We start from the raw sequence: 24,400 nt of genomic DNA, 5'->3' as shown, positions 1-24,400 counted from the left end.
CTCCAACCTCCCATCACATACTGCAATATTCTACAGCAGTGTAGAAGATCGCAGTAGGTGAGTGACTGAGGTGGAAGTCTCTTGGGCCTGAGTCCATCGGCGCGGCCCAGCAGCGGGACGGTTCGCTCCGGCTGCCTTGGTTGATCGGGAGTCAATATCTCATGCTTCGCGGACTCGTCGCTGCTGGTGGACGTGATCTCGACGACGTCGATGAACAGAAGGGTGCCGACAAAACGGTTGCGAGTTCGGTGCCCGTCGGCAACGGTTCGGGTGAGCGGGCCGCAAAGGTGCAGTCTGCGACCGCGATCGGGTGGGCGGCACCCACGAGTACATATCGGACTACATGGTCGTTACCTTCCGCACACAGCAAGATGCCGACAGTCGGCGCGCGGCGGTCCGGCCGACGCAACTGGTCCTCGACCAAGGAGACGTAGAAGCTCAACCGGCCGGTGTACTGCGGCTCGAAGGTACTGACCCCTCGCGGAACTGCTGGCGGTTCGGGCTGTGCTGTGCTGGAAACCGCTCCCGCCCTCCCGACTGCCTTCTGTGCTGGGACGGACTGCCGACACGGGAACTAATCACCGGTCAGGGCGTCGGCGGTAGAGCCCATTCGAACCCGCGCCCTTCAAGCCGGATGTGTTGCGAGTCGGGTTTCACGGCGATGCTGAACTGCTCACGGGTCGGCCGGCCGAGGTGGTCCCACTGTTCGTACGCTGCCTCGACGGCGTTCCAGATCTGCTGATCCCCGGCCTGTGCGACCGTGCCGTTGTCGACTCTGGCCCATGAGCCGTCAAGATGGGTGAAGATCGTGATCCCGCTCGGCAGCTTGCTCAAGAACCGCAAGCCGGGGAGCGCTGCGGCCAGGACGAAGCGGAAGTCGTCGTCGAACCAGATCTTGTCGTCGACGTCGGTCGCACGGGTCGGCGCTGTGGCCGATGCGATGTCGGCGATCTGACTGCCCAGATCGGTCGGCTTCGGCGTCGGCCGCAGTGGCATGAAGTACGCGGGAACGGGCAGGAACCGCCCCTCACCCGTCCGGCCTGGATCGACGTCTACGACGGCCACGCCAGTCGCGATGGGCGTCACGATCCGCCCACCGGGACGAGTCTGATCGAGCCAAGCATCAGGAACCCGGTTCGGCGCGCAGGTCGCGATGATCCCGTCGTACGGAGCGCCGGCTGCCCAGCCGTCCGCGCCGTCGCCGATGCCCAGCGTCGGCCGGTATCCGCTCGAGGCCAGGTGGGTTTGTGCGGCGTTGACCAGATCAGCGGCGATATCGACGCTGACGACGTTGCTGTCTCCAAGGCGATGGCTGAGCAACGCAGCGTTGTATCCGGTTCCGGTGCCGATCTCGAGCACGCGCTGACCGTCCTGCGGGTCGAGGGCTTCCAGCATTGCCGCCATGAGGCTCGGGACTGTGCTTGATGACTTCACGTCGGGAGAAACGACGAGGAGCTGGTTGCTGTAGACGCCTCTGAGCCAGGCGTCCGGCGTCGATCGGTCGACGGCCGGCTGCTCACCGGGAGTCTGCCGGTAGAACCTCGGCACGAAGACATGGCGCGGAACGGCAGCGAACGCAGCCTTCCAAGCCTCCGAGGTCACTCCGCCGTCAGCCACCAAGTCCTTGGCCAGCTGCTCACGCAGCTTCTCCGCGAGCCTCTCGATCCGCGCCTCGCTCACCCAACTGCGCCTTTCTCCAGAATGTCCGCCAGCGCTGCACTGATCGGCATGCCGGTCTCTTGCTCGGTCCGAATCATTGGCCATTGGTGTTGAGAACATCAGCGCTCGCAATCCAACGCTTGACGCGCACGCTCTACTCATCCCGCCCGGAATCCCGACGCTGACGCGCGCCGAGCTCCAACGCGAGACGACAGACCCATCCCTTACCCCGGGCCTCACACGGGACGGGTGCCCCGATCTTGGTGACCGAGGCACTCCGTTCGACTGGACGCGCAATCAGCCGACGTGGGCGGGCCATTCAGCCCAGTTGAGTGCTGCTGGGCGTCCTCCGCCGTTCTCCAAGAAGTCCTTGATTGCTCCACGAATGTCTTGGATGGGTAGTTCGGAGTCCTGCGGATAGCCCTCGTCGTGGCCGGTGTAGTAGTAGAACACCTCATCACGCTGGCTCTGCCGGCCGACCGCGTACCAGGCACCAGTTTCGCCGTCGACCTTGCCGACGTAGCGCAGGCTGCCGACCTTGCCCTCGGGATAGAGACCGACGCGCAGCTCGTGATCGGGGTAGCCGCGATCGTTGCGCGGTCGCTGCTGGATGTAGAGCGTGGCGACCGAGTTCTCAAAGGGTTCCGCCAGCATGGCCTCGACGAGTGCGTCGACATCGGCGGTGGAGGTGACCAGCACGCCGCCGTCGGTGTGCTCGTGCTTGTAGTAGGCCTTCAGCGAGTACGTCATGCTGACTCTGTCCCTTCGGGCTTCGTCGGTTTGGGGTAGGTCTCTTTGAAGTTGTTCGGTCCGAAGATGGTCAGCGCGGCGCCCTTGGGCAGGAAGTCCTTCAGCATCTCATCGCAGCCGGCTTCACCGGGGCAGGGACGGTTGTTGATGACGAGTGTTGCCCGTCGTAGGCCTCGTTCGCGCATGAACATGGCGAACTTGATCTCGACGTGTGAGGTGATCTGCAGCAGGTGCGGCGCCTCGCCGATCTTCTCGGCGACGGCGAATCGATCGGCCTTGTCGCGCCACTCGTCGAAGCCACTGACCCACTCATCTTCCGTGCCGTCTTCGTTGCGCCACAGGCCACGGGTCTTCTCGCGATGGCCGGGCTGGTCGCGGCGAACCGGCAGCTTGGCGAACAGTCGCCAGGCTTCGCCATCGTCGATGTCTGGGACTGCGGCCTCCGGGCTCGTCCCATCGCCAGCCCCCGCGGTCTTGTCTGGCTTGTCAGCTTCTCGCCTGTTCTCGCTGTTGCCCTGTCGGCGTTCTCGAGGCGATGCGCTGCCATCTGGATCGAGCGGCCGCCCAGCCGTCGCGCTGCCGCTCGGCTCCACGGTTCGGATGCCGCTGACCATCTGCTCGACCCACTGCTTCGCTCGGGTCTCAGCCAGCGAGAGGTAGTGCGCTGCTTCTTCGCAGCGCCGTGCGGCGTCGTCGAGCTGCATGGCGGCCATTCGGGCGCTCGGATTGTTACTGGTGCTCCCGATCCATGCCGCGGCTTCGCGGCACTTCCGGGCTCGGTCATGCAGGTAGCCGGCCGCCCGCGGTGCCTCGTTCAGGCAGGCGAACAGCTGTTCGGCGACCCGCTGTAGCTCGGAAGGCATGCGCTGCCTCGGCCGGCTATATCTGGTCGGCGTAGCCGCGGCAGCCGGCTTCGGCGATCTGCAGCGACTGGACGGCTTGGTCGACCGACTTGGCGGCGGCATCCAGCATCGTTGCGATGTCCTGATCAGCCCGCGTCGTTGTGCCGCGGATGAGGGCCTGGACCTGCTGGCTGGACTGTTCGAAACGCTGCTTGAACCCAGCCAAGCTGGCTGCGCCTTGCCTGGACTGATCGGCCAAGCCGTGTAGCTGCATCTTCATCTGTTCGACTTGGGACATGTACGGCTCCTCACTTGGTTGGACAATCAGCGATCTGCTGCGGTCCGGATTGACAAGCCGCGCGGTGGCGCGGCAATGATGTTCCCGATACGGGAGGACGATCAGGCAGATGATTCGACGCAAGAACGCCTTGTTGGACACGGCTCTCGCCTGCGTGGAGCGCGGGATTCCGGTGCGGGCGGCAACTATCGCAGGTGCGCCGGACGGCGACTGGATCACCGATGCCGATGCAGCCCGCGTGCTCTGGGACGTCGCCGAGCCGCCGAACCTGGCGGTCACCTCTTGCCCGACCGTGGCGATCTGGCGCCTGCCGCGGATCGCCGGCGCTTACGGCAAACGGCTGTACGAACAGGAGCGACCTGGGATCTGGCCGCCGACGATGAAGCTGCCGGACGGTGACTGGATCACCTGCACGCTCCAGCCCGAAACCGACCTTGGTCCGCTGGCTACCGGCGTCGAGTACGTCGAGCCGGGGACACCCGTGGTCATTCCGCCGTCGACGACCACGGCTGGCCGGTTGAGGTGGGACGGGTCGAACTTCCCGCTCCATCCACTGCCGAGCGCCGATGCTGTGATGTCGAAGGTGCTGCGTGCCGAAGTGGAGTACGTCGAGCTGCACGGCCAGCTCGGCTGAGATCTCGCCAGCCGTGCAGCACGACACCACGACTCAAACCTTCTGGCCAACAGCCAGGAACAGCGAGCTAGCTGCCACCAGTTCGGGCATCCGGTCTGCCAGGCGAGAGCACTCCAGGGCCGTGTCGAGCGGGTCGTGCTCGGCCAGCTTGTCGGTGTAGGGCTGGTTCTTGAAGTGTGCGTCGATCATGACTGTGAGCCAGCCACCGGGACCGGTGAGGCCGAAGATGTTCACCGGTCGCAGCCCAGCGCTGATCAGTTCGCTGCGTAGCTCGCTCTCGCGGTGGTAGTAGCAATGCGCCATGCGCTCGTTGTCGGCGCTGTGGCCGGTTTCCAGGATGTCGCGCACGATGCCATGACGCGTCAGGAGCGTGTTGGCGAGGGTGGAACCAATCAGGTTCGCTGCACGGTTGATCGCCACCGCCGCCAGCACGCCACCGGGACGCAACACCCGCAATGCCTCGCGAAGTGCCAGCCGACGGTCGCGCGCATCCGGCAAGTGGTACAGCGGTCCCGCCATGAGTACGGCATCGAACGACTCGTTCGACCATGGGAGTCGGCGTCCGTCGCCAAGTTCGGCGGTGATGCCAGCAGCGTTGGCTTGTTCGATGTGACGCTGGACTGGGTCGAGTAGTACGACGTCGTGTCCTTGGTCGCGGAGCCAGCCAGCGTGTACGCCGGGACCACCGCCGATGTCGGCAACACGAGCCGGAAGCGGCGGGAACCACTGGCCAAGGAAGTCGTACAGCCGGGCCTGTTCCAAGCGCCCCTTGATGGTCGAGCTCAACCGGGCGGACTCGTCCCAGCGGCTCGTGTAGTGCGTCTCTATCTCTGGATCGATGGTCGGCCGTTCCAGTGGGATTACGGGGGTCTCCACTGCGCTCCCTATTGTCGAGGTGGTACAGCGGGCGGGCGTCCGCTCTGTAGGCTGTGCGCCCGCCCGCTGGTCTTGAACGGCGGCGGCTCAGTGGTTGCTCGCCCGGGCGCGTACGCCCCAACCACCCAGCCGACCGGGACCGAGGCACCCGTCCGCGCCTCGGTGCTTGAGCGGACACGGAACGGACTCGCTTCCGCGTCCCGTGCCAGCTCGCCTTTCGGGGTTCCTGGCCGAGTCCTCCACAGGGACAGGAAAGACTCGGGCAAGAACCGTGATGCGGCGAGACCGGCAGCTCACGGCGTCACTCCGCGAGTTGACGGCTGAGGAGGACCGTTGCCGGCCCCGCCAGATTCGTTCACAATCCCCAGCCGGTGGCCGTTCGAGGCAGCTACCTGCGATGTTGCGGGCTCGTTGGAGATCCGAAGACTGATGTATCGCCCGCGCATGCCCGACTCGTAGGCGACCGCAGCGTCTGGGTCGCCCACGTACTCCGAGATGAGGTGCGTACCGAGCCAGACGCGCACGCGATGGCCCGACGTGTGCGGCTGCGGACCAGCGCTCATTCGTCACACACTTCCTCCTGCGCAAGCTCGCCGGTGTCACGAGAGCGTTTCTGCGGTCCGTTGGAACAGCGGGCGGGCGCAGGTGCAGGGACCGGTACGCCCGCCCGCTGGCTCGGCGGAACAAGGTCAGGCGACGAGCCGACCAGTTCTAACCCGTCAGACGGAGACAGATAGATAACCTCACTGGCACCGCGGTGGCCGTGGTCGGCAAGGACCGCACGCACCCCCGCCTCGTAGAACGAGGTCGAAGCGTGTTCGCTGCGCCATCGGAGGGAGACGGATCCGTCCGTCCACTCGGTTCCCTCGGCGACGATGCATGTGTCGCTCACGCCGGACGCCTCAACGTGTCGCACCAGAAAGAAGACTCTGGGAACTCTTGATCGCATCTCCGCGGTCACCATCCGCAGATCCAGATCCATCGGCATGTCGACAACGATGACGCGGCGTTGACCTATCCTGAACTCACTGTGAGTACGGGTGGTTCGCGTGATGTAGCGCGGCTTGAGGGAAGGCTCGCCGGTGCGTGGTCCTGAAACACCGACCGACATGCCGGGTTTCCCGATGCCCGGAGATCACCACGGTGTGATTTCGGGCTATGTCCTCAAAATGCTGCGCGGCTCGATCGGCATGACCCAGACATCGCTCGCGGAGCGCCTTGGGGTCGACGTCAGCACCATCCAAGGCTGGGAAACCGGCCGTCGGTCGCTGACCTCGCTGCGAGTCTCCGACTTCCGGAGGCTTCAGACACGTCTGGCGGCCTTTGGTGCACCTGCCACGGGTGTGGCCTCGTTGCACGACGCCATCGACGCAGACGAGCTTCTCGCCCAGATCATGAACGGCGAACTCGGCAACGCCGACATCCAGCAACATCCACTGGCCTCGACCGTGCACCGGCGGCGACTGGTAAACCTCGTGACCTGGCCGTTCACAGGAATCATGCCTCCACAGCTCCGCGGTTTGCCGGCCAGGCCCGGCCGTGGACCTGTCGCATCGCGTCCGGTCCTCACCACTGCCGCAAAGCACGATTTCTTCGATCAACTACTGAGCGTGGCGGAGCTTGCGTCTCCTGAGGAGATGCCAGTCCTGCGACGTCAGGCGACGTACCTGCTCGGATTCGACAAACGCCAAGACTCTGCCGACTGGCTCACTTCGCAACACAAACATGCATTCACCGGCAGCTCGGCGGCGAATCTCACCAGTGGGATCGCCGCCCGTTCAGCGGCAGTCGCACTAGCCCGACATGGCGACGCGGATCCGCTGCGCTACTTCATTGACAACACACTGATCGACGAACGACATGCAGCCGCGAACCTCACTTACTGGGCCTACTGGCTTGGAGAGATCAACGAACCGCACTCCGACGACTCCTACCTGATTACCGCAACTTCGACTCGAAGTTGGTCAGGAGTGCGGCTAGCAAACCACCTGCTCGAACATCTGACAGATCAGGTGAATGCTCCGCTGAACATCCACAGTCTCTGGCAACTAGTGCTCGCACGTCCGGAGCTCTTGCAGTACGACAGAGAGCTACGGCAACGAGCCGGCGAGCGGGTCGAAGCAGCGCTGGACGACAACCCCGCTCGCAGCAGCACCGTAGAGTTGAACAATCTGCGGTGCGCTGTGCAGTTGGCCAACCGATGATCGAACGGAGTAATCGTGACGGATGACGCTACCGACCCGGACGCAGCAGGAGTCATCGCCTTCGCCTACGAGATGGGCGTGCTCAAGCGGCTCCGTCGGGCCGGATGGTGGCACGTCGGAGTCCGCGACCCCGAGTCCGTCGCAGAGCACAGCCTGCGCGTTGCCCAGCTCGCGGCGCTGATCGCCAGCGAGGAGGGCGGCGACCCGGCGCGGGCGGCGTACCTCGGGATGTGGCACGACTCCCAGGAAACTCGCATCGGGGACATTCCGCACAGCGCCAAGCCGTACATGGATGTCGCGAGCAACGAACGCATCACCGAGGACCAAGTCGCTGTCCTTCCCGAGGCAGCCGCCAAGAGCATCAAGGAAGCCGTTACCGAATACGAGGCCGCCGAGACCATCGAGGCTCGCTGCGCCAAAGACGCCGATCGCCTCGAGTGCCTCATGCAGGCCGTCGAGTACGGCGAAGCCGGCTACAAGCGAGTCACAGGCTGGATCGAATCCTCCCGCGCCCGAATCCAAACCGACTTCGGCCGCCGCCTTGCCGAAGCAGCTCTTCAAACCTCACCACTCGCCTGGCGCGATCGCTGACGCTCGCCAACTTGCTGCGTGACCACCACCTGACAGCTTGTAGGCCGCCCGCCCGCCGCAGCTCGGCCACCTCGACCTCGACCATGCCCGGCACCTGAGTTGCGGTGGTCTTGTGGAGGATTCGGCTCGGGCGTGGCGGGTCGGTCTCGGCGCGGGAGGACAGCGGGGTGGGTGGGAGCGGGGTGTGGCACAGCGACGTCCGAGCCGCGGGCGGTGCCGCGCGGGCTCGGTGCAGTCGTCTTCGAATGTCCAACTACCAGATCAGCACCTGTTAGTTCTTGATGACGTCGAACCACAAGCTGGTTGCGAGTGGGGTCGGGGTGACGGATCTGCGGTGCAGGCGGACCGTTCGGCCGCCGGGGTGGTCGAAGAGGCGGGTGCCGTCGCCGAGCATGACGGGGGCGTACAGGACCAGCACCTCGTCCAGTTCGCCGGCCTCGATGCACTGCTTGGCGACGGTTGCGCCCATCACGTTGACGTACCTGTCGCCGGCCGACTCCTTTGCGGCGGCCAGGGCCTTGGAGAAGTCGTCGACGTACGTGACGGCAGGGCTCGGGTCGGCCGGTGGGTGGTGGGTGACGACGTACTCCGGTCCGTCGAAGCCGCCGCCGAACGCCTGGCCCTCGTTCGGTTCGCCCTTGTGCGGGTCGTCGCCGTCGTGGGTGCGGCGGCCGACCAGGATCGCGCCGATCCGCGGGACCAGCTCGTCGACCTCGGGGTTCGGGCCGAGGTACGGGCGCATCCACTGCATGTCGCCGTTCGGTCCGGTGATGAAGCCGTCGATGGACATCGTGACTGAGTACAGGACTTTCGCCATGGTGTTCCTCCTTTCCCGTTGAGACGAGTGAGCGCCGGAAAACTCATCGCAATCCGCGCGCCGGCCCGCGATGATGGGCTCCATGTCCGCTGCTCCGGCTGCTGCCGCTTTCTGATCGCTGATTCCGGCCGATCAAGCCCGTCGCGCTCGACGGGCCCCGAAGTGTGCAGTTCTTCAGCCTTTGGAGCATCTATGAGCTTTGAGATCGCCTGTGACGAGTCGGGGTTCTCCGGATCCAACCTGCTCGATCCCGCCTCGCCTGTCATCACCCATGCCAGCGTCGACCTCGACGTACCGGCCGCCGCCGACCTGATCGGCGTGCTGCAGAACAGCCGGCGTTCGGAGTACAAGTCCAACCGGCTGCTCCGCCCCGAGCAGCGGCCCGCGCTCGAGTGGTTGCTCGGGGAACTCCGCGGGCACGCCCACGTCCACGCCATCGACAAGACCGCGTACGTCGCCGCGCGGGTGCTCGAGCTGTTCACCGAGGAGCCGTCGTACGGCTGGGGCACGAGCCTCGGCGCGGATCACTCTGAGACGGCCGAGCTGCTGCGGCACCGGACCGGGTTCCTCGCGGCGTTCGTGGACCTGACCCGGACGAAGCGGGTGCGGCTGATGGACCACGCGGCCGTGGACCGGTTCTTCGCGACGATGCCGGCCGACGTACCGGCATTACGAGCGGTGACCCGGGCCCGGGTCGAGGAGGTGATGCAGCGACTGATCGACGAGGATCCGGACATCCCGCCGCCGTTGGAGCCGCTCGTACCGGCGCTCGCCGCCACGGTTCTGCACTGGTGCGCCGGCGGTCGTACGGTCGCCGTGGTGCACGACGAGCAGAGTGCGCTGACACCGGGCCGCGTCGCCCGCGTCGGCGCCTTTCTCGCGGCTCGGGTGGATCCCCCGCCGCTACGGTCGTTCGTACAGGTGGACTCGCGCGACGATCCGCGGGTCCAGGTCGCCGACTTCCTCGCCGGGATCGCCCGCCGCCGTAAGCCCGACCTCGACGAGCTGCTTCAGCCCTTCACCTGCGCTTCGACGAACTCGTCCCAGGTGTGAGTGCCGACCGTGGCGCCCGACAGCGTCAGGTTGTCGCCCGCGCGGTACACCTTGCCCGCCTTGCCGGGGACCCGGATCGGGAGCGACAGCCGGCGCTTGCCGGTGGCCCGCAGGTAGTCGCGGGCCAGCTCCGCCAGCGTGTACACCGTCGGTCCGACCAGGTCGGGGGCCAGGCCCCGCGGTTCGCCGAGCGCGAGTTCGGCGAGCCGCGCGGCCACGTCCCGGCGGTCGACAGGCTGGAACCGGATCCCGCCCGGGACCGGCATGACCGGCAGCTTGGCCATCGCCCGCACGGCGTTCCAGGCGAACTCGTTCAGCTGCGCGACCCGCAGTACGGTCGAAGGAACGTTTGCTCCGAGGACTGCTTGCTCCGCGCCGAGCTTGGACTTGAAGTAGGTCAGTGGCAGCTTGTCGACCGCGGTCACCGAGATGTGTACGAGGTGCCCGACCCGCGCCCGCTCGGCCGCCGCGACCAGGTTCCTCGTGCCGACGTCGTCACCCTTCGGGCCGCCGGCCAGGTGCAGGATCACGTCCACGCCGCCCACCGCCGCGTCCAGCCCGTCGCCGTTCAGCAGGTCGACGGCCAGGTATTCGACGCCGTCGCCCCTGTCGCCTGCATGCCGGCTCAGCACCCGGACCTTGCGGCCGGCCGCCTGCAGCAGCGGTACCACCTCGCGGCCGATCGTTCCCGTACCGCCTGTCACCAGAATCATGGGATCTGCTCCGTTCTCGGGGTTCTGTAGCGCTGACGGAGCTCGGTGGGGTGAGTGTGACCGGATGTGAGCTGGAATACATCCAGGGAAAATGTCGAGGCCCTGCCGGCGCCTCCGACGTCCGGGGTGAATCCGCACAACACAGGAGGTTCCGAGATGAAGTACGTGGTCCTGATCCACTCGAACCCGCAGCCGTGGGGGCACCCGACGATCGACTTCACCGAGGTCGGACGGGCCATCCCGGCCGACGAGCGGGCGGCGATGGGCAAGGAGTTCGACGAGCTGCTCGCGGAGCTGTCCGCGTCGGGCGAACTGGTCAGCGGGCTGGCGTTGGACGCCCCGACGACCTCGCGGGTGTACCGCTGGGAGGGAAAGAAGCCGGTGAGTACGGACGGCCCGTACGCCGAGTCCAAGGAGCAGCTCGCGGGGTTCTTCGTGCTGAACTGCGCGAGCCAGGCCCGCGCGGAGGAGTTGGCCGCCAAGTTCGCCGGCCCGGGGGACGTCGTCGAACTCCGTCCGGAGATGGAATTCTGACCGCGCTTGCGGACAGTTCTGCGCGGATGTGACGTACATCGGAAATTTGGAGTGACGTACGCCGTACCGCGGGCGCGGCCGGTCCAATAATCTTGGGTGCCTTACCGAGAGTCAGGAGTGCGCCGTGACGACTGTCTTGCTGATGGGGCCGCCCGGAGCGGGAAAGGGCACGCACGCGGGCCTGCTGGCCGGACATCTCGGAGTACCCGTCATCTCCACCGGCGACCTTTTCCGCCGCAACATTGCCGAAGGTACCGAGCTCGGCCGGACCGCGCAGCGTTACCTCGACAGGGGCGAGTACGTCCCTGACGAGGTTACCAACGACATGGTGCGGGACCGGCTCGCGGCCGCCGACGCCCGTCCGGGGTTCGTCCTGGACGGGTACCCGCGGACCCTCGACCAGGCCGCCGTCCTGGACGAGATCCTCGACGGGCAGGGCCGTTCGCTGGACGCTGCCGTGGTCCTGCAGGTGCCGGTCGACGCGCTCGTGGACCGGCTGCTCAAGCGCGCCGAGATCGAGCACCGCAGCGACGACACCGAAGAGGTCATCCGCCGCCGGTTCGAGGTCTACCACGAGCAGACCGCACCGCTGATCCACTTCTACTTCGAACGCGGCATCCACCACGAGGTCGACGCCTCACCAGGCATCGAAACAGTCCGCACCCACGTCCAACGCGTCGCCGTACAACTCAAGACGGCCGCGTAGCGGTCAGTTCCGCCAGACTGGCGCGACCGACTTGCGGTAGTTGCGGCCGAAGAGGCCGACGATCACCGTGAGAACCGGCTTCGGGATCGTGCCGGTGATCGCGTGCGATTCGGTGGGGGTGGCGCCGTCGAGGGCCCACGCGAAGAACGTGCCGCCCTGGGCCGGGCTGACCTTCGCGAACTCGCGGCCCATCGCCTTCAGCTCCGGCGTACCCTCCTTCTCCAGGTAGACCGGCTCGATCTCCTTCTCCTCGTGCTCGAAGTGCTCGACCGTGACCCGTTGCAGCTCCTGCATCGCGGTCCGTGCAGCCACCGCGTCCTCGGCGCCCGAGGTGTTGCTCAGGGCACCCATCGCAGTACGGGCTGCCGTCAACGCCGTTGCCATCGCGTCGTGCTCGGCGTCGAGCTGCGCCAACACCTCCGGGGAGACACCGACCTTCTGCAGTGCGGGCCAGGCGATCTCGTGCTCGCCCTCGTGGTGCCGGGTGAGTTGCTCGTCGAAGTTCCGCCAGGCCGTCGCCAGCTGTGTGGCCCGCTGCCGGTCCCCGCCCGGGAACCGTTCGAGTGCGTTCAGGAAGCGATCGAGATCACGCCGCACGGCGGCGTGAATCGCCTTGTTCATACTCATCTCCGCCATGGTCGCAGTATCCGTCCGGCGTTGCCGGCTGCCCAGCCCCCGTGGGCCGATTCCCGGATTTGCCGGGGGCAACGGTTGAGCCGGAACCGGGGTCCGGGGAACAACTTTCGGCTGCCAGGAGTTGCTGCTGAACATGCATGGTGAGTACAAAGTTCCCGGTGGGAAGCTCGTTGTCGCCGATCTGGATGTGGTGGACGGCCGGGTGCGGTCGGCGCAGATTTCGGGGGACTTCTTTCTGGAGCCGGACGATGCGCTCGAGCGGATCAACGGCGCGCTCGCTGGGCTTCAGGTCGACACCGCGGCGGCGCAGATCGCGGCGCGGGTACGCGGTGCGCTGGGCGACGGGGTGGAGATGCTCGGGTTCTCACCCGAGGCCGTCGCGGTCGCCGTACGGCGCGCGCTGACCGGGGCGACGGGTTGGCGCGACCACGAGTGGCAGTTCGTGCACGACGTACCGCGGGAGCCGGCGCTGCAGATGGCGCTCGACGAAGTACTGACCGAACAGGTGGGTTCGGGGGAGCGCCCGCCGACGCTGCGGGTGTGGGAGTGGGCGTCGAACGCGGTCATCATCGGCAGCTTCCAGTCCGTCCGCAACGAGGTCGACCTCGACGGCGCGGCCCGTCACGACGTCACCGTCGTACGGCGGATCAGCGGCGGCGGCGCGATGTTCGTCGAGCCCGGCAACACCATCACGTACTCGCTGTACGTCCCGGAGTCGCTCGTCTCCGGGCTGTCGTTCGTCGAGTCGTACGCGTTTCTCGACGACTGGGTCATTGGTGCACTCAACGATCTCGGCATCGCCGCGACCTACCAGCCGATCAACGACATCACCTCGCCGGCCGGCAAGATCGCCGGCGCCGCGCAGAAGCGGTTCGCCGGCGGCGCCGTACTGCATCACGTCACGATGGCGTACGACATGGACGCGTCGAAGATGCTCGAGGTACTGCGGATCGGCCGGGAGAAGCTGTCCGACAAGGGCACCACGAGCGCGAACAAGCGGGTCGACCCGCTCCGCAGCCAGACCGGCCTCGACCGGACGGACGTGATCTCGCGGATGGTCGGGACCTTCCGGAACCGGTACGGGCTCGCGGACGGCACGATCTCCGCGGACACGGTCGCGCTGGCCGAGGAGCGGGTCGCGGCGAAGTTCGGGACGCAGGAGTGGCTTACGCGGGTGCCGTGATCGGTACGGCCGTACCGCTCACGCGGACGCGCGGGTCGTCCGGCCGCAGCTCGACGGTGATCAGGCTCGGCCGGCCGAGGTCGTCGCCCTGGTGCAACGTGATCGTGGGCTGACCCTTGCCGAGCTCACGCAGGTACGCCCCGAACGCGGCCGCGGCGGCACCGGTCGCCGGGTCCTCGACGACGCCACCGACCGGGAACGGGTCGCGAACGTGGAACACCGTCGGCGACTCCTGCCAGACGAGCTGCAACGTGGTCAGATCCAGTTCGAGCATATACGCCAGCAGGCCGTCGAAGTCGTAGTCCAGGTCGGCCAGCCGCTGGCGGGTCGCGGTACTGAGCACGAGATGCCGCGCACCGGCGTACGCGATCCGCGGGGGAAGGTCCGGGTTCAGATCGTCGGGTGACCAGCGCAGGATCTCGAGCACGTGCGCGAGCTCACCGGCGTCCTCGACGGCCGGCTCGACACTCGTCAGCGTCGCGCGCAGCTTCTCGTCGACGCTCACCGGCACGAGACCGGCCCGCGTCGAGAACACGACCTCCCCGGGACCGTTGCGCTCGGCAAGCGCCACCGCCGTCGCCACCGTCGCATGCCCACAGAACGGAACCTCTGCCTTGGGCGAGAAGTACCGCACCGGCTGCACGTCGGACGCCTCCGTCAGAAACGCCGTCTCGGAATACCCGACCTCAGCCGCAATCCTCAACATTTCCGCGTCATCCAGCCCATTCGCATCCAGCACCACCCCAGCCGGATTACCGCCATCGGGCTCGGACGTGAAGGCTGCGTAGCGAAGTACGGTCGTCATCCACCCATCCAATCACTGCGCCCAGTCCAGTTGCGCCTCGGGAATCCGCAACCCACGCCCGAACTCCTTCGCCGCTTCCCGCGCCGCCTGATCGCCTTTGGCATAACGGAACACGCGCCCCGGAAACACCACGAACGTCTCCCGCTCGTCCCGAAAGTCCGCGTACCACCCCGGCGCATCCAGCACCCCGGCCAACACCCCGGCCAACCGCTCACCGTCCTCCACCGAGAACTCCAGCAACGACCAAACCCCAGGCTGCTCGGCCGAGGTCCCACCCACCTCGACCCGGCTGACCTTGGTCACCACCAACGACAGGTCCGCCACCACCACCCCCACCTTCAAGCTCTCCAAAATCAACACACCGTCATACATACCCGCGACCCTACGACCCCCCGCCGACACTGACCGCTGGTCGTCCCCACCTCGACAATCGGCGTAGCGTCCATGGGATGGAGATCGGGTACGTCATTTTGTACGTCTCGGAGCTTGACGTGTCGGTGGGGTTCTATCGGGATGTGGTGGGGCTGGCGTACAAGTTCACGGATGCGGGGTATGCGGAGTTCCGGGCGGGTGGGGTGCGGTTCGGGTTGTACGAGCGACGGCGGGCGGAGTGGTTGGTGGGGCGTGCGGTGGCGCCGGGCGCGGGTGGTGAGGTGGTGGTGATGGTGCCGGACGTGGATGCCGTGTACGCGCGGTTGCGCGGCGCGGGTGTGGACGTGCTGAGCGGGCCGGCGGACCGTCCGTGGGGACACCGGACGGTCCACGTCGCCGACCCGGACGGGTTCGTCGTGGAGTTCGCGGCGGAGATCCCGCGGGCTCGTCAGCGCCGGTAGTACCCGCGGCGGCGGGAGATACCGCTGATCATCACGACCCAGAACACGCCCCACAGCAACCACGGCGCGGCCAACGCGACCGAGCTGATCACCAGCCCGAGCATCAGGAACGGCATGATCATCATGAACGCCGGAGGAGGACCTGGACGGCGCCGCAGCTGAGCGCCTCGCACCGGCTGCAGCTCGCGCGAAACAGGCAGGTCGTCGAAGAGCGCCTCGAACTCGTCCGAGTACCGCGCCTTCGTCGCCTGCTCGCTCCGCTCCTCGAACTCCGCCTGCGTCAGCCGACCGGCCACGAAGTGATCGCTCAGCTGCGCAACCGCCTGATCCCGCTCGGCATCCCCGATCCGAACCCGCTTCCGGGGTACGTCCTCCCGCCCCGAGCCGCCGCCCGGGGCCGGGCGCCGGTCCTGCGAGCGGTCGTCGGAGGAGCTGCCCCGCCGGCCGCCCCAGGTCTCGTCTTCCGCGGACGAGCCGCCGCCGGTGCCTGGTCCGCCCCACGAGCCGCCGGTGCCGCGTCCGTCCCAGGAGCTGTCCTGGCGCGCCTCGTGCAACGAGTTGTCCTGGCGCGCGTCCCACGAGTTGTTCCGGCGCGGGTCGATCCGCGAGTTGTCGTCGGCCTCGCTCCAGGCGGTGGCTTGCCAGTCGCCGCTCCAGCCGCGGGCGTGCCAGTCGCCGCCCCAGTTGTGCTGCCGCGACCGGCCGCGCGGGTCGTCGTACCAGCCTTCGTTCCGGTCCTGCCCGTTCCAGTTCGGGTCGTTCCAGCCCTGCCAGTCGCGGCGGCGGCCGGCGGGACCGCCGCGCCGTCGGCGGTCCCGGTCCGAGGTCATGACGGGTCCTGTTCGGTGCCGTCGTCGGCGTCATCGGAGTCGGCGAGGATCCCGTACAGCCTCCGCCGCAGGTCCGCGACCGCGTCCCGCGCCTTCGCCTGCTGTTCCGGCGTGCCGCTCGCCATGATCTGCCACATCGCCGTCGCGACCTGCCCGAACAGCGGCTTGAACCCGTTCTCGTCCTCGCCGGACGGCGGCGCGCTCATCGCCTCCCACGGCGCGGACACCTCGTCCTGGTGCTCGGCGACGTACGTACGTCCCTCGTCGGTCAGCCGGAACGTCCGCCGCCCGACCTCCGCGTCCGCAGTCACCAGCCCCTCGTCCTCGAGCTGCTGCAGCGTCGGGTAGATCGAGCCCGGGCTCGGCTTCCACCCACCGCCGCTGCGCTCGGCGATCTCCTGGATGATGCCGTACCCGTTCATCGGCTGCTCGGCCAGTACGGCCAGGATCGCCGCGCGGACGTCGCCGCGCCGAGCCTTCGGGCCCCGCCACTTCGGCGGCGGCGGACCCCACGGCGGTGCGAACATCCCGCCGCCGCCGAACATCCCCCACTGCGGCCCGAAGTGCTGCTGCGACCTGCCCTGGTGCCCGCGGCGGCCGGTCATCGCCGCGCGCAACTCTTCCTTGATGTCGTCGAACGCGGCACAGTTCCGCCCCAGCTGACGCTCGAACTGCCGCACGAAGTCCTGCCACGGAAACCCCGCGGCGTACGCCGATCCGGTCATCTCGACCACCCGTCCCTACGAAAGTGATTGCGATAGTTCGACGATATATCGCGAACCATCGCAACCCAAGGGCGGTTTCGTGGTCAGTGGTTGAACGAGAGGTCCGGCACGGTGGCCGCCAGGACGACCGCGTTGTCTTTCAGGTCGACCGACGTGAGCTGCGCCTTGAACGGTAGCTCCGGCAGCTCGATGCCGTTGGTCAGTTCGGACTTCAGGGCGGCGGGCACCGAGCCGTCGCTGAGGTCCAGTGTGAGCTTGCCGTCCTGGATCTGCGGCACCACCGGTACGTCGAGGTTGACCCCGTTCGCCGCGTACTTCACATGCAGCTTCCCGCCGACGGCCTCCATCGACAGCCCCTGCAGCCCGGTGGTCTTCACCGCCAGCCGGCCGAGCTCGCGCGGCGACAGCCGGACCTGCATGTCGGTCTTGTCGACGGTGACCGTGCCCGTCTGCTTGAACAGCAACGAGCGCGGCACGTGGACGCCGGTCATGTCGACGGTCAGGTTCTCGCCCGGGACCTTCGAGAAGGCCGGCTTGCCCATCGTCAGCGTCACCTTGGCGAACTTCTGGTTGAACAGCTGCGGGAAGAACCCGAACCCACCGATCTTCGCCGAGGTGTCGGCGGAGCGTACCTGGTACTTCGCCGCCTCCTTCTGCGCCATCGACGCAAGCTGGTTCTGGGCGACGGCGGCCGCGATCCGGTCGGCGGCCACGGCCAGGACCACCAGTACCACCAGCGTCACGATCAGCCGGCGCAAACCCCGGCCCTGCCTGCTAGGACTCATTACTGCCCTTCCCGATCATTTCCTTGAGTGCGTCGTCGGTCGCCGCCGGTTCGAGGCCGAAAGCAACAGTCGCGGCGGAGGAGTCGACGACGAACGGACGCTGCCACTGGTACTGCATCTCAACCATCTCCCGGGCGGCCGGATCCACCAACCCGGCCAGCCGGAGTACTACGCCCGGCAGCGCGGCGACCCGCGCGGGCGGCGCACCTGCGAGTACGGCGGCCCGCGTCGCGAGCTGGCGTACCGACAGCGGCTCCGGCGTCGGTACGTGCCACGCCCGGCCCCAGGCCTGCTCGTCGTCGGCGACCGCGATCAGCGTCCGCGCGACATCGCCGACGTACGTCCAGCTGTGCGGCGCGTCCAGATCACCTGGCATCACCCCGCGCTTCCCGGCGATCACCTTCGGCAACACGGTCACACTGAATGGCGACACCGCGCCGACGCCCAGATAGTCGGACCCACGGACCTCGGCCGTCCGGATCCGCCCGGCCTCATGCGCCGCCAGCGCCTCGTTCCACAGCTGCGCCCGTACGTTCCCCTTCACGGTGTTGGGCCGCAGCGGGAGGTCCTCCGTCATCGCCCCGTCGACAGGCCCGTACCCGTAGAGGTTGCCGGTAGTAACCAGCACCGCCCCCGACGCCTCAGCCGCCGCGATCAACGCAGCATTCAGCGGCGGCCACTCGGTAGTCCACTTGTCGTACGCCGGTCCCGCACACGAGTAGATCGCCGTGGCGCCCTCGACGTACTGCTGGAGGCCCGCCTTGGCATCAGCCGCAACCCGCTCCACCCCGTCCGGCCCAGAACCGGACCGGGTGATCACCCGAACCTGCTCACCGCGCGCCAACAGAAGCCGGGCGACGACGCCGCCGACCGCACCGGCCCCCACAACAACGTGCACGTGCTTCCCTTCCAGATGACCAGCCCACACAGTACAGACCAAACGGCCTGAGTATTTGTGGCAGCTGAAGGTCTTCTCAGCTGACCGCGGCCGGCCACCGATCAGCCATCCATTCCCGCCACCCGGCGAAGCCCTCGGGCGGCGTTCCGATCGGCTCGCTCCCGTCCAACTCACCCGGAGTCGGCTCCTCGAACCTCGCGGCCCATTCGTTCAGCTCGTGCTCGGAGATCGGCCAGGTGTCCTGCGGCCGTTCTGCCAGCCGTACGTCGAGCCGCCTCCGCTGCTCGTCCCGCGGAAGGTCGAAGTACAGCATCACCACCGCCGCGCCGGCCTCCGCCCCCGCCCACCGCAGGGCCGACCGCTCGTCCCGGCTCCACAGCCCGAAGTCGACGACGACGTTGCACCCGAGCTCGAGCGCCCGCAGCCCGACCCGAATCAGCCGCCCCTCGACCACCCACGACATGTCCGTGGGATTCTCCTGGCCGTACAGGGCCTTCATCCACTCGTCCTTGGTCAGCCGCAGCGCCCCACGCTCACCCTCGATCTGCCGCGCCGCCGTGGTCTTCCCGGTCCCCGGCAACCCGACGGTCAGGAACAGGGTCGGCTGCTTCGTTGTGGGCTTGCTCACTGTGTCGCGCATCAGCACGCAGCATATGGCCGCGACGTTGACCAGAGCCTGGGACGGGGGGAATTGCCCCGGACAACGGTGCGGTTGCAGGCGAACAAGAACTGTCGAGTGAGAAGAGAGCCGTTCGTGCGTGCCATCCAGATCGATCGTTTCGGCGGGCCTTCGGTGCTGCGGGTCTCGGAGGTTCCCGAGCCCGTCGGCAGGGCCGGCGAGGTGCTGATCAGAGTCGTTGCGACGAGCATCAATCCGGTGGACGACAAGACCCGGGACGGCGCGATCGGCGAAGGGACGCCGGCACTGCCGATGACGCTCGGTTGGGAGCTGGCAGGTGTCGTGATCGCCGGCGGCGCAGCTGAGCTGCGGCCCGGCGACCGGGTGATCGCGATGTCCCACCAGCTCGGCACCGGCCTCGGCACCTGGGCCGACATCGTCTCCGTACCGGCGGGCTCGGTGGCGCCCGCGCCGGAGTCGGTCAGCCTGGTCGAGGCAGCCACCTTGCCGCTTCCGGGGCTGACCGCCTTGCAGACGCTCGGCTGGCTGGAGATCACGGCCGGTGACCGACTGCTCGTAACAGGCGCCGGCGGTGCAGTCGGGGGTATCGCGCTGCAGATCGCCAACGCCTGGGGCGCACGGGTCGACGCTCTTGTGTCGCGAGAAGCCCAAGTCGACTTCGCCAAGGCCCACGGCGCGGAGTTCGTCACCACAGACCCGTCCGAACTGGCCGACCACCACTACGACGCAGTTTTCGACACGTACGGAGCTCTCGTCACCGACGCGGTGGCCGACGGCGGCCGCTACGCCTCCATCGCAACCCAAGCCGGACCGGTCCCCGACCTGTCGGCCCGCAACGTACGCACCACTGTCAACCAGGTCCACGAGGACGGCCCCGGCCTCCGCGAACTGACGAAGTACGTCGACCAGGGCCTACTGACCCTCCGCGTCGACTCAACCTTCGCCATCCACAACATCCAGGCCGCCCACAACCACTTCACCACCGCCCACCTGAACGGCAAGGTAACCCTGACCTTCTGAACCTGTGCCCCCGGCAGTGTTGTGGTTCAGGACATAGGCGACAGATGTCTCAAGTCATAGGCGACACGTGTCTCAGGTCATCGGCGACGGGGTCGGTGGGTTGGACGCTCAGGGATGTCGAAGACTCGGTTGGTCATCACCGCGTTGTTTGTTGAGGGCCGGACGGCCTCCGAGGTCGCTTCGCGGTACGGGGTGCATCGGGCGTGGGTCTACAAGCTGAGGGCGCGGTACCTGGCCGAGGGTGAGGCCGCCTTCGAGCCGCGGCCACATCGGCCGAAGACCTCACCACAGACCACCCCGGCCGTGACCGTGGAACTGGTACTGCGGCTGCGCAAACAACTGGCCGAAGCAGGCCTGGATGCCGGCGCGGACACGATCGGCTGGCACATGGAACACCACCACCAGACCGTGCTGTCGCGGGCGACGATCCACAGGATCCTCACCCGTGCCGGCGCCGTCGTGCCGCAGCCGAGCAAGCGGCCCAGGTCGTCGTACCTGCGATTCGCCGCCGAACTACCCAACGAGTGCTGGCAGTCCGACTTCACCCACTACCGGCTGCGTGGCGGCCGGGACGTGGAGGTCATCAGCTGGCCCGACGACCACTCCCGCTACGCCCTCCACGTCACCGCCTACCGACGCATCATCGGCCAGATCGTGACCACCACGTTCCGCGAAACCGTTACCCAACACGGGATCCCGGCCTCGACCCTGACCGACAACGGCATGGTCTACACCACCGTGATTCGACCCGCAACGGCACGTACGTGGATCCGGAGCGCAGCAAGCACACCTTCGGTGCGGTCGCTGAGGAATACCTCAGTAACACCACCCTTCACGAAGGCGCGGACGGCTGACGGTTACCGGCGCCTGCTTCAGACGAATACCGCACCAACTGGGGTCCCAGCGACGTTCGCTCATCTCGCGGTCGGTGAGATCACACATGAGTCCGTGTGGGGGTGTGAATGCGCTCAAGGCCACGAAGTCACCGACGACCGTGCGGAACAACTTCTACGCGTTGAGGACTCTGCTGGACTACGCCGTCGACACGCGGCGCGTCTCCGAGAACCCGGCCCGGGTCGGCCGGTTCCGCACGATGCGTGGAGTCCTTCCACCAGTCCGCAAGGTCTCCGACGCTCAGCAGACCTACTACCCGCTGAGCACCGATGAGGCATTCACCATCATCGGGCACCTGCCATACCCGTACGACGTGTGTGGGCTGCTCGCGGCGGATAGTTGGTGCCGGCCAGAGGAGCTAGCCGGGTTGTGGCTGGAGGACGTGGACACGGAGCAAGGCGTGATCGGCATCAATGCGGTCGTGGTCGACGTCAATGGGCACCTGATCCGTGAGACGGACGCCAAGACGGTCAAGAGCATCCGTGAGATCGACCTGGCGCCAGACACCAACACCAAGTTGGCCGTGTACGTGAAGGCTCACATTGCAAGCGCCCTTGCCGCGGGGTACCCGGCGAACAAGCTGCACGAACTCCCACTATTCGTGGGGCTCAAGGAGGGACGCGCCTACGGCAAGCCCGATATCGAGCGGCTCGACTTCGTCCACCAGGATTGCGACGAGAACGGCGAGCCGGTCGGCCAGCCGTACGCCAAGACGATCCGGCACAGCAACTTCTACAACAAGCACTGGCGTGCAGCTACTCGAGCGGCTGGTGTCCCGGACTCGGTGCGCTTCTACGACCTCCGGCGCGCGGGCATCTCGCTGCACGTGAACCGGCTGGGGAAGGACGACGCCCTCAGCCTTCCCGAGATCCAGGAGCGCGCCGGAGACGCCTCGAAGGTCATGACGTTCGACCGCTACTCCCACGCGCCGAAGCGTGACACCGACCGCGTCCCCGCGCGCTGTCCGCCGCACGCACCCCGGTAGCCACCACCCGGCACGGTCACCTTAGGGTCGTGGCCGATGAGGGGTGATGAGGAACGGGTTGTAGCCGCGTTCTGTGCGTGGCTGGAGCAGCATGGCTGGACGGTGCAACGTGAGGTCGGCTTCATCGATGTATCCGCTCAGCGAGGCGATGAGCGGATATATGCCGAGGTCAAGGGTCGCACCAGCGAGCCGGGTTTGGACGTTGACACGATGTTCGGGCAGTTGCTGCGCCGGATGACTGATGCGACGGCTCGCTACGCGGTAGTGGTCCCGGAGGGACGAGCGCTCACGGCAGTGCTGCGGGTGCCCGCGTCGGTACTCGAACGTCTCGGCATCGACGTATACGCCGTCACTGACGATGGGGCAGTGAGTCGAGTCGGGTGAGGTAGAGCGGCCGGACGGGCCGCGCGGATGCGGGAGTCAGCATGCCAGCCCCACCGGATCATTCATCTGGCCGCACTTCGGCATCGTCGGGTGGAGTGGCGCATCTCCGCGTCGTCCGGGAGAGGTGAGACGTAGTGAGCTACATGAAGTCGTAGTCATCGTCGCGGAGTCGGCTGATCATCTGCTGGACCCACTGTGAGGTGAGCCGCTCCGACGTTTCGCACCGGCCAGTCCGGCCGCAGGCACACCCACCGCTCATGCGTGGCGTGTGAAGGTCGGTGAGGTCCCGCAGAACCTTCAGAGCACGATCCCTGCTCTCCAGAGCGGCGGCAGTCTTACTGCGGAAGTTGGCAATTCGGCCCTCCGCGCGCCGTGCGTACTGGTCGGCAGCATCGATCTTCTCGCGTATCAGTGCCTCGTGATCCTGCGCGCGCTTCAACTCCAGCTTAGGTCCGGGATGAGTCCGGCACGTCGAGCAGATCTGATCCCGTTCCGTCTCACCAATTCGGTCGGGCAATCGTTGGTTTAACCTGCAGCACGTGCAGGCTGCGATCTTGTATTGCGTCACAGAACTGATGATGAACTGAGGCGGCGACAATCCCAGGCGAGCGCGGCACTGCTGGCGGGCCACATATTGTCTAGCCGACCGAGATCGACAGGATCTTCATACTGACCAGCTCGCGGAACAGCTCGATGCCCTTGTCGCCCAGCTGGTCTTTCTCGAACGAGATGTAGCCGACGCTGCTGAAGTTCGACGGCAACTCGATGCCCTTCTCCTTGAACACCACGATGCGATCGCCGTACAGCACTGACGCCGCGCCGAGCTCATGCGAGACGTTCTCGCTCGGCCGCCAGATCGGGTCCCCATCCTTGTCGAAGTACTCCTTGTCGGCGGTGAACACGAGGATCGCGGCCCCGCACTCACGCATGACGTCAGCGACCTTCTGGGGGATCGGGCGAGCGCGGTTGGGCTCCTCAACCGCCTGCTTGTACGGGATGCCGTACTCGTTGAGGATCTTCACCAGTTGCTCCATCGGCCTCCGGTTCGACCCGTGGCCAACAAAGATCGCGTTCTTGTGTCCCGACTTCTGCTCCTGGGCGGTCGGCACCTCGGGAGTAATCGCCGACTCCTCAGCGTCGTCTGGATCGCTGTGCTCCTCGTCGCGGACGACTGCGTCCCCCTCGGTCGTGCCGCCGGACGGCCCGTTGGTGATCGAAGAGCCGGTGTCCAGGTATTCCTTGTCTTTGATCTTCTTGATGAAGTTAACAAAGCGTGCGTTTTCGATCAGTAGCTCGTACACGTCACCCGCGCGGGCCGCAGGTACGCCGAAATTTGCCAGTACATTCTGAGCGATGTTCTTGGGCGGGAGCGAGGACCCGTCGTACTTCGAGTAGAACTTCATCGCCACAGTCGGCTTCATCGCCGCCTCGCGGAGAGCCAGCTGATCGTCGTCGATCTCCAGCGGTGCAACTACGCGCTTGCCCAGAGGCTGAAGCGAAATGAGCGGCGCGTTCGGGCCGCCCTCCGTGAGGCCGTAGCCGACCGCTGCGCCGCACAACGTCCGAAATGTCCCGGATGTCGGCGACATTTCGATGGCAGCTGCGACATCGAGAGGCTTCGTAGGGTCCGAGCCGTAGCTGTCGGCGAGCGCCCGAGGAATCCGGACTGCCTTCTGCAGGCTTATACCAGGGATATCTGCCTGGCTAATCTTGGTTCCGCGTGTCTTGGCCTCGGGCTTGGCCGTGCTGTTTTTGGTGGCCACATACACACCATACACGCCATCCATTACATACATGTCATCCTGCGCGGAGCTGTCCAGGCAGCCGGAATCTTGCGCAGCTATGGCGAGGACTGGGGCGTCATGGGATGAAGCGTCGTCCGGGTCCCTCCGATCCGCCGCAACCTGTCAACCCACGAGAAAGGCGTCTAGCGACCCGGCCCGGAGCGCCTATCCTGAGACGCAGAACACCCCGGTCACTTACCCTGACCGGGGTGTTCCTGTTGCAGTGATTCAGTTGTGGGTTAGGGCTGCTGCTCCGGGTCGTCGTGCCGCTCCCAGGCCGTACCGTCGCCGGGACCGGAGCCGGTGTCTGCCAATGCGGCG

28 protein-coding genes and 2 pseudogenes are annotated in these 24,400 nt (G+C 66.8%); 12 read left to right on the top strand and 18 right to left on the bottom strand.

What is annotated here, in order from left to right; all coding sequences use genetic code 11:
• Positions 1 to 151: 151 nt before the first annotated feature.
• The 5 genes and pseudogenes from ACFYRU_RS03915 to ACFYRU_RS03895 form a co-directional block, all read right to left on the bottom strand.
• A pseudogene (locus ACFYRU_RS03915) lies at positions 152 to 460 on the bottom strand (PDDEXK nuclease domain-containing protein); the annotation flags it as partial.
• 125 nt (positions 461 to 585) lie between these two features.
• Entirely contained in the window at positions 586 to 1,680 is a 1,095-nt protein-coding gene (locus ACFYRU_RS03910; protein ID WP_387652669.1) for a methyltransferase domain-containing protein, read from the bottom strand.
• 276 nt (positions 1,681 to 1,956) lie between these two features.
• Positions 1,957 to 2,409, bottom strand: coding sequence for an Imm1 family immunity protein (locus ACFYRU_RS03905; protein ID WP_387652667.1), 453 nt, complete (start codon positions 2,407 to 2,409; stop codon positions 1,957 to 1,959).
• The gene (locus ACFYRU_RS03900) at positions 2,406 to 3,272 is read right to left on the bottom strand and encodes a DddA-like double-stranded DNA deaminase toxin (RefSeq protein ID WP_387652665.1); all 867 of its coding nucleotides are present in this window, start codon (positions 3,270 to 3,272) and stop codon (positions 2,406 to 2,408) included. The genes ACFYRU_RS03905 and ACFYRU_RS03900 overlap by 4 nt, the downstream gene beginning before the upstream one ends.
• Before the next feature lie 16 nt (positions 3,273 to 3,288).
• Positions 3,289 to 3,549 (bottom strand): hypothetical protein, encoded by a 261-nt coding sequence (locus tag ACFYRU_RS03895; protein ID WP_387652663.1) that lies wholly within the window; start codon positions 3,547 to 3,549, stop codon positions 3,289 to 3,291.
• Between the two features lie 109 nt (positions 3,550 to 3,658).
• Between ACFYRU_RS03895 and ACFYRU_RS03890 the strand changes: the two genes are divergently transcribed.
• Positions 3,659 to 4,183 carry a hypothetical protein gene (locus tag ACFYRU_RS03890; protein ID WP_387652661.1) on the top strand — a complete coding sequence of 175 codons (525 nt, stop codon included), beginning with the start codon at positions 3,659 to 3,661 and terminating at the stop codon, positions 4,181 to 4,183.
• A gap of 33 nt (positions 4,184 to 4,216) precedes the next feature.
• Here ACFYRU_RS03890 and ACFYRU_RS03885 read toward each other — a convergent pair whose 3' ends face one another.
• Both ACFYRU_RS03885 and ACFYRU_RS03880 read right to left on the bottom strand, forming a co-directional pair.
• Complete coding sequence (locus tag ACFYRU_RS03885) at positions 4,217 to 5,059, bottom strand: class I SAM-dependent methyltransferase (protein WP_387652659.1); 843 nt, start codon at positions 5,057 to 5,059, stop codon at positions 4,217 to 4,219.
• Positions 5,060 to 5,618: 559 nt separating this feature from the next.
• A complete protein-coding gene (locus ACFYRU_RS03880; protein WP_387652657.1) occupies positions 5,619 to 6,047 on the bottom strand; it encodes a hypothetical protein in 429 nt (142 codons plus the stop codon).
• A 94-nt stretch (positions 6,048 to 6,141) separates the two neighbouring features.
• Between ACFYRU_RS03880 and ACFYRU_RS03875 the strand changes: the two genes are divergently transcribed.
• Positions 6,142 to 7,263, top strand: coding sequence for a helix-turn-helix domain-containing protein (locus ACFYRU_RS03875; protein WP_387652655.1), 1,122 nt, complete (start codon positions 6,142 to 6,144; stop codon positions 7,261 to 7,263).
• 15 nt (positions 7,264 to 7,278) lie between these two features.
• A complete protein-coding gene (locus tag ACFYRU_RS03870) occupies positions 7,279 to 7,854 on the top strand; it encodes an HD family hydrolase (protein ID WP_387652654.1) in 576 nt (191 codons plus the stop codon).
• 271 nt (positions 7,855 to 8,125) lie between these two features.
• Here the strand turns inward: ACFYRU_RS03870 and ACFYRU_RS03865 are convergent, their stop codons facing one another.
• The gene (locus ACFYRU_RS03865; protein WP_387652652.1) at positions 8,126 to 8,671 is read right to left on the bottom strand and encodes a dihydrofolate reductase family protein; all 546 of its coding nucleotides are present in this window, start codon (positions 8,669 to 8,671) and stop codon (positions 8,126 to 8,128) included.
• A 192-nt stretch (positions 8,672 to 8,863) separates the two neighbouring features.
• On the opposite strand from ACFYRU_RS03865, the gene ACFYRU_RS03860 reads away from it, so the two are divergent.
• Positions 8,864 to 9,724 carry a hypothetical protein gene (locus ACFYRU_RS03860; RefSeq protein WP_387652651.1) on the top strand — a complete coding sequence of 287 codons (861 nt, stop codon included), beginning with the start codon at positions 8,864 to 8,866 and terminating at the stop codon, positions 9,722 to 9,724.
• On the opposite strand, the gene ACFYRU_RS03855 is transcribed toward ACFYRU_RS03860, so the two are convergent.
• On the bottom strand, positions 9,682 to 10,437 hold the full coding sequence (locus ACFYRU_RS03855) for an SDR family oxidoreductase (protein ID WP_387652650.1): 756 nt from the start codon (positions 10,435 to 10,437) through the stop codon (positions 9,682 to 9,684). The two genes, ACFYRU_RS03860 and ACFYRU_RS03855, sit on opposite strands and share 43 nt — an antisense overlap.
• Before the next feature lie 156 nt (positions 10,438 to 10,593).
• Here ACFYRU_RS03855 and ACFYRU_RS03850 point away from each other — a divergent pair, with 156 nt between their 5' ends.
• Positions 10,594 to 10,971 carry a YciI family protein gene (locus ACFYRU_RS03850; protein ID WP_387652648.1) on the top strand — a complete coding sequence of 126 codons (378 nt, stop codon included), beginning with the start codon at positions 10,594 to 10,596 and terminating at the stop codon, positions 10,969 to 10,971.
• 124 nt (positions 10,972 to 11,095) lie between these two features.
• The gene (locus tag ACFYRU_RS03845) at positions 11,096 to 11,677 is read left to right on the top strand and encodes an adenylate kinase (protein ID WP_387652646.1); all 582 of its coding nucleotides are present in this window, start codon (positions 11,096 to 11,098) and stop codon (positions 11,675 to 11,677) included.
• A gap of 3 nt (positions 11,678 to 11,680) precedes the next feature.
• Here ACFYRU_RS03845 and ACFYRU_RS03840 read toward each other — a convergent pair whose 3' ends face one another.
• Positions 11,681 to 12,313, bottom strand: coding sequence for a hemerythrin domain-containing protein (locus ACFYRU_RS03840; protein WP_387652645.1), 633 nt, complete (start codon positions 12,311 to 12,313; stop codon positions 11,681 to 11,683).
• A 133-nt stretch (positions 12,314 to 12,446) separates the two neighbouring features.
• On the opposite strand from ACFYRU_RS03840, the gene ACFYRU_RS03835 reads away from it, so the two are divergent.
• On the top strand, positions 12,447 to 13,496 hold the full coding sequence (locus ACFYRU_RS03835) for a lipoate--protein ligase family protein (protein WP_387652643.1): 1,050 nt from the start codon (positions 12,447 to 12,449) through the stop codon (positions 13,494 to 13,496).
• Here the strand turns inward: ACFYRU_RS03835 and ACFYRU_RS03830 are convergent.
• Both ACFYRU_RS03830 and ACFYRU_RS03825 read right to left on the bottom strand, forming a co-directional pair.
• On the bottom strand, positions 13,480 to 14,301 hold the full coding sequence (locus ACFYRU_RS03830) for a PhzF family phenazine biosynthesis protein (protein WP_387652641.1): 822 nt from the start codon (positions 14,299 to 14,301) through the stop codon (positions 13,480 to 13,482). The genes ACFYRU_RS03835 and ACFYRU_RS03830 overlap by 17 nt on opposite strands.
• A gap of 12 nt (positions 14,302 to 14,313) precedes the next feature.
• On the bottom strand, positions 14,314 to 14,673 hold the full coding sequence (locus tag ACFYRU_RS03825) for a hypothetical protein (RefSeq protein WP_387652639.1): 360 nt from the start codon (positions 14,671 to 14,673) through the stop codon (positions 14,314 to 14,316).
• A gap of 77 nt (positions 14,674 to 14,750) precedes the next feature.
• Between ACFYRU_RS03825 and ACFYRU_RS03820 the strand changes: the two genes are divergently transcribed.
• Entirely contained in the window at positions 14,751 to 15,134 is a 384-nt protein-coding gene (locus ACFYRU_RS03820; RefSeq protein WP_387652637.1) for a VOC family protein, read from the top strand.
• On the opposite strand, the gene ACFYRU_RS03815 is transcribed toward ACFYRU_RS03820, so the two are convergent.
• The 5 genes from ACFYRU_RS03815 to ACFYRU_RS03795 form a co-directional block, all read right to left on the bottom strand.
• Complete coding sequence (locus ACFYRU_RS03815; protein WP_387652635.1) at positions 15,122 to 15,964, bottom strand: DUF1707 domain-containing protein; 843 nt, start codon at positions 15,962 to 15,964, stop codon at positions 15,122 to 15,124. The genes ACFYRU_RS03820 and ACFYRU_RS03815 overlap by 13 nt on opposite strands.
• On the bottom strand, positions 15,961 to 16,689 hold the full coding sequence (locus tag ACFYRU_RS03810) for a PadR family transcriptional regulator (RefSeq protein WP_387652633.1): 729 nt from the start codon (positions 16,687 to 16,689) through the stop codon (positions 15,961 to 15,963). The genes ACFYRU_RS03815 and ACFYRU_RS03810 overlap by 4 nt, the downstream gene beginning before the upstream one ends.
• An 83-nt stretch (positions 16,690 to 16,772) precedes the next feature.
• Positions 16,773 to 17,474 carry a DUF2993 domain-containing protein gene (locus ACFYRU_RS03805; protein ID WP_387652631.1) on the bottom strand — a complete coding sequence of 234 codons (702 nt, stop codon included), beginning with the start codon at positions 17,472 to 17,474 and terminating at the stop codon, positions 16,773 to 16,775.
• A complete protein-coding gene (locus tag ACFYRU_RS03800) occupies positions 17,464 to 18,372 on the bottom strand; it encodes an NAD-dependent epimerase/dehydratase family protein (protein ID WP_387652629.1) in 909 nt (302 codons plus the stop codon). The genes ACFYRU_RS03805 and ACFYRU_RS03800 overlap by 11 nt, the downstream gene beginning before the upstream one ends.
• Positions 18,373 to 18,448: 76 nt before the next feature.
• Positions 18,449 to 19,012: an AAA family ATPase gene (locus ACFYRU_RS03795; protein WP_387652627.1), complete on the bottom strand. Its 564-nt coding sequence runs from the start codon at positions 19,010 to 19,012 to the stop codon at positions 18,449 to 18,451.
• Positions 19,013 to 19,126: 114 nt separating this feature from the next.
• Here ACFYRU_RS03795 and ACFYRU_RS03790 point away from each other — a divergent pair, with 114 nt between their 5' ends.
• From ACFYRU_RS03790 to ACFYRU_RS03775, 4 genes and pseudogenes are all read left to right on the top strand, one after another.
• Positions 19,127 to 20,032 (top strand): NADP-dependent oxidoreductase, encoded by a 906-nt coding sequence (locus tag ACFYRU_RS03790; protein ID WP_387652625.1) that lies wholly within the window; start codon positions 19,127 to 19,129, stop codon positions 20,030 to 20,032.
• Between the two features lie 114 nt (positions 20,033 to 20,146).
• Positions 20,147 to 20,776: pseudogene (locus ACFYRU_RS03785) on the top strand (DDE-type integrase/transposase/recombinase); the annotation flags it as partial.
• A gap of 214 nt (positions 20,777 to 20,990) precedes the next feature.
• A complete protein-coding gene (locus ACFYRU_RS03780; protein WP_387658135.1) occupies positions 20,991 to 21,911 on the top strand; it encodes a hypothetical protein in 921 nt (306 codons plus the stop codon).
• Between the two features lie 36 nt (positions 21,912 to 21,947).
• Entirely contained in the window at positions 21,948 to 22,295 is a 348-nt protein-coding gene (locus ACFYRU_RS03775; RefSeq protein WP_387652624.1) for a hypothetical protein, read from the top strand.
• Between the two features lie 638 nt (positions 22,296 to 22,933).
• Here the strand turns inward: ACFYRU_RS03775 and ACFYRU_RS03770 are convergent.
• Positions 22,934 to 24,058 (bottom strand): TIR domain-containing protein, encoded by a 1,125-nt coding sequence (locus ACFYRU_RS03770; RefSeq protein ID WP_387652622.1) that lies wholly within the window; start codon positions 24,056 to 24,058, stop codon positions 22,934 to 22,936.
• Between the last annotated feature and the right edge of the window lie 342 nt (positions 24,059 to 24,400).

The sequence above is a fragment of the Kribbella sp. NPDC004536 genome, assembly GCF_042873835.1.
Taxonomy (GTDB): Bacteria; Actinomycetota; Actinomycetes; order Propionibacteriales; family Kribbellaceae; genus Kribbella.
The sequence above is the reverse complement of the archived record's forward strand: the minus strand, read 5'-3'. Positions and strand labels throughout refer to the sequence as shown.